Raw genomic sequence first — 533 nt, 5'->3', positions numbered from 1 at the left:
TGACGATGGCCGGCGTTTTATATCCGGCATCGGCAACGATGGTTTGGGGGGCTTTTTCCTTCAGTCGGCGATATAATTCCCAGAATGCACTGCTGTCATGTTCATTGCCTGGACCAATTGTATAATTTGTAATCCAGCCGTTTCGGTCACAGGCACACTGAACACTGTAGGCAAAAACCGATTTGTGCTCTCCCTTGTGAAACCAGCCACTTTCAGGATCACTGGTACTTGTTTTCTGTTCTTTATACTCACCAGTAGACTCTGTTTTACAATCGCTTTGGTTCGCTTCATCCAGTGCTTTTATGTTGGCGGAATCATCGGGATCATCAGGTCCGTTTTTATCCCTGAGTGGCCTTTTTCCATGCGCTTCCCGATCTCGGGCGATTTCTTCCTGAAGGGCGGCTTCATAGTGTCTCACCGTCTTTTTGACCAGGACATTTTTTGATTTCTTTCGATTGGCACGGGCTTTAACATGGGTTCCATCAATGAACAGCGTTTTCTGATCAACATAACCGGCCTTGACACACTGTTCC

1 protein-coding gene is annotated in these 533 nt (G+C 46.9%); it reads right to left on the bottom strand.

The window, feature by feature from the left end; all coding sequences use genetic code 11:
* Positions 1–533 (bottom strand): transposase (locus FZC40_RS16975; protein ID WP_148606525.1); only part of this gene is annotated, 533 nt, incomplete at both ends.

Source organism: Acetobacterium tundrae (assembly GCF_008086615.1).
Lineage (GTDB): Bacteria > Bacillota > Clostridia > Eubacteriales > Eubacteriaceae > Acetobacterium > Acetobacterium tundrae.
The sequence above is the reverse complement of the archived record's forward strand: the minus strand, read 5'-3'. Positions and strand labels throughout refer to the sequence as shown.